The sequence below is a fragment of the Actinophytocola sp. genome (assembly GCF_036555685.1).
In the GTDB taxonomy this organism is placed as follows: Bacteria; Actinomycetota; Actinomycetes; order Mycobacteriales; family Pseudonocardiaceae; genus Actinophytocola.
Genome location: NZ_DATBKY010000304.1, coordinates 1 through 2,864, shown reverse-complemented (window position 1 = coordinate 2,864; position 2,864 = coordinate 1). Strand labels below are relative to the sequence as shown.

2 protein-coding genes are annotated in these 2,864 nt (G+C 69.3%); one reads left to right on the top strand and one right to left on the bottom strand.

Annotated features, from left to right (window positions below):
• Window positions 1-875: 875 nt before the first annotated feature.
• A complete protein-coding gene (locus VH969_RS31975; protein ID WP_331981144.1) occupies window positions 876-1,109 on the bottom strand; it encodes a hypothetical protein in 234 nt (77 codons plus the stop codon).
• 339 nt (window positions 1,110-1,448) lie between these two features.
• Between VH969_RS31975 and VH969_RS31970 the strand changes: the two genes are divergently transcribed.
• Window positions 1,449-2,822, top strand: a complete 1,374-nt coding sequence (locus VH969_RS31970; protein ID WP_331981142.1) for a S8 family peptidase — start codon at window positions 1,449-1,451, stop codon at window positions 2,820-2,822.
• Window positions 2,823-2,864: the final 42 nt, after the last annotated feature.

Genomic DNA, 2,864 nt, shown 5'->3' with positions numbered 1-2,864 from the left:
GGGTGTCGCGTCCCCGCACGCCTCGCCGTCTCCTGAGCAGGCGGCAGCGCCTGTGCGTCAGCGAGACGTCTTGGACGACGGATCAGTTCACGGCTTGTCGGCGACCATGTCCGCACACCTCCCTCCGTGCGACGGGACGATCCGGGTGGGCAATCTCCCGGATGTCTGGACGAGCTCGATGGCGCCGGCGGGTGGCTGGCCGGTCGGCGTAGTACGAGCCGCGCAATCGGCGGAGTACGCAGGTGTGAACAGCCGTAATTGTTCGCACCTGCTCGGCAAAATGCCGCTCTCCGGCGACGTTCGCGCAGCACAAATTAGCCCCCCAGGGGTTAGTACGGTTTTGCCGTCTACGCCCAATTCGACGGCGAAGTGGAGCGTACGACAGTTTTCGCGTGCTGAGAAGACGGAAAATAGGCGAGCGCTCAGCGTAGTCGCCGCATCACCCTTGGTTTCATCGCTTGTTATGCGTCCGCACAATCCGTTGCGGTTGAGCGGATTCTCGGCTCAGTCACTTGCGTCCGTCCGCCTCATCGCATGAGGCGAAACGGAGTATCGACAACGGCGTGTTCAATAGCCGTTGCCGTTTTCCTGGCCGGCAACAATTGAGCAGTCCGGGCTGGTATAGGCAGTCGTGACCTAGACATAGTGCCGACTACCGATGCCCGGCCGGCGGTGGAGATCCGACGATTCGGCGTGTCGGAAATCCTCAGCGAAAGGCGAACACGTCGGATGAACAAGTTACGTCTGGCCCCGCCGGCTGGGCGGTGCGGCGATCATGGTCGCGCCGGCCGGCGAGCTGGACCGCCCGCTCCTGCGCCGTCTGCGCCACGCCGTGATCGCACACCACACGAACCACGCTCGGCGCCCGGCCGGTGTCACCTGGCGGCCCGGTAGCCCTCGCGGTAGCGGGGCGCGGGCGTGCCGCTCGGCCGGTTGATCCAGGAGTCGACCGCCACGATCAGGGCGGTCAGCAGGATCAGGACCACGCCGAGTATGACGATGCCGCCCCAGAAGACGAGGCCCGCGATGATCAGCATCGGCAGCACGGCGAACAGGCAGAACGGGTCCGGCCGCCCGAACATCTGCTGCTTCTGTCCGGTGGCGCTCACGTACTGTCCAGCGATCTTTCCGCCCACCCATCGTCCGTGCCGCTTCGGGGCACACCGAGCGATTTCGAGCAGCATAGTTGCGCCACGCGCGGTCGTGTGACGGCGGTGCGGTTCAGGTCACGGCCCGCGCCTCGCGGACGGGTGCCCCGCGCGCGGGCGCCGGACTGTTCGCCCAGGTGGCGGCGCCGCTGGGGCCGGATGGCCGTTCTCGTTCCCACTTCGTTGCCCGCTGCCGATACGTCTGATTCGTTGGCATATGACCAACCGGTCGAACCTCGGAATTCGAGCCCCTGAATCGCGAGGGCCTCCCCCTCGCGCCCTGCAGGCAAGGAGTTCGGTATGACACGTGTCCCGACCAGGCGGGCGAGACGGCTCGCCCTCCCCGCACTCGTCGCCGCCGCGGTGGCGACGGTCGGCTTCGCCGCACCGGCGCAGGCCGCGACCGGCCAGATCCTCGGTGCCGGCGCGCCCGGCACCATCCAGAACAGCTACCTCGTCGTGCTCAAGGACGGCACGGCCGCGGCCAGCGCGAGCAAGTACGGCGCCCGCGTCCAGCACACCTTCTCCGCCGCGCTGCACGGCTACGCCGCGACGATGACCGAGTCGGCGGCCAAGCGCGCCGCGGCCGACCCGGCCGTCGCCTACGTCGAGCAGAACCGCGTGCTCACGGCGTTCGACACGCAGCCCAACCCGCCGTCGTGGGGACTCGACCGCATCGACCAGCGGGACCTGCCGCTCGACTCGAGCTACACCTACCCGAACTCGGGCTCCGGGGTGACGGCCTACATCATCGACACCGGCATCCGGACCACCCACACCGACTTCGGGGGCCGGGCCAGCTGGGGCACCAACACCGCCGACTCGAACAACACCGACTGCAACGGGCACGGCACGCACGTGGCCGGCACCGTCGGCGGCACCGCGCACGGCGTCGCCAAGGACGTGCACCTCGTCGCGGTGAAGGTGCTGAACTGCCAGGGCTCCGGCACGCTCGCCGGCGTCGCCGCGGGCATCGACTGGGTGACCGCGAACGCCGCCAAGCCGGCCGTCGCCAACATGAGCCTCGGCGCGCAGGGCGCGAACCAGTCTCTCGAGGACGCGGTGCGCAACTCGGTCGCGTCCGGCGTCACGTACGCGATCGCGTCCGGCAACTCCAGCGCCGACGCGTGCAACTTCACGCCCGCGCGTACGCCGGAGGCGATCACCGTGAACGCGACCGCGTCCAACGACGCACGGGCGACGTTCTCGAACTTCGGCACCTGCACCGACATCTTCGCGCCGGGGCAGGACATCACGTCGGCGTGGAACACCGACGACACCGCGACGAACACGATCAGCGGCACGTCGATGGCGACCCCGCACGTGACCGGCGGCGCGGCGCTGTACCTGGGCAGCCACCCGTCGGCCACGCCGGCCGAGGTGCAGACCGCGCTCAAGGACTTCGCGTCCAAGGGCAACGTGACGAACGCCGGCGCCGGCTCGCCGAACAACCTGCTCTTCGCGGGCGAGGGCACCGACCCGGACCCGGAGGACCCGGGCGAGGAGCCCCCGCCGGACACGTGCGCCGGCGTGCCCGCGTGGAGCGCGTCCCAGCTCTACTTCTTCGGTGACCAGGTGGGCTACTCCGGCCACGCCTGGATCCTCGCGACCTTCTTCTCGATCGGCGAGGCCCCGGGTTCGAGCAGCTCGTGGTTCGACCTCGGTCCCTGCTGAGACCCCGATACCGGAATGACCGCGGCGCCGGGCGCGGGTGCG

Excerpts from the sequence above, each read along its gene's own strand:
- VH969_RS31970 (WP_331981142.1), top strand. The coding sequence starts at position 1,449 with ATGACACGTGTCCCGACCAGGCGGGCGAGACGGCTCGCCCTCCCCGCA.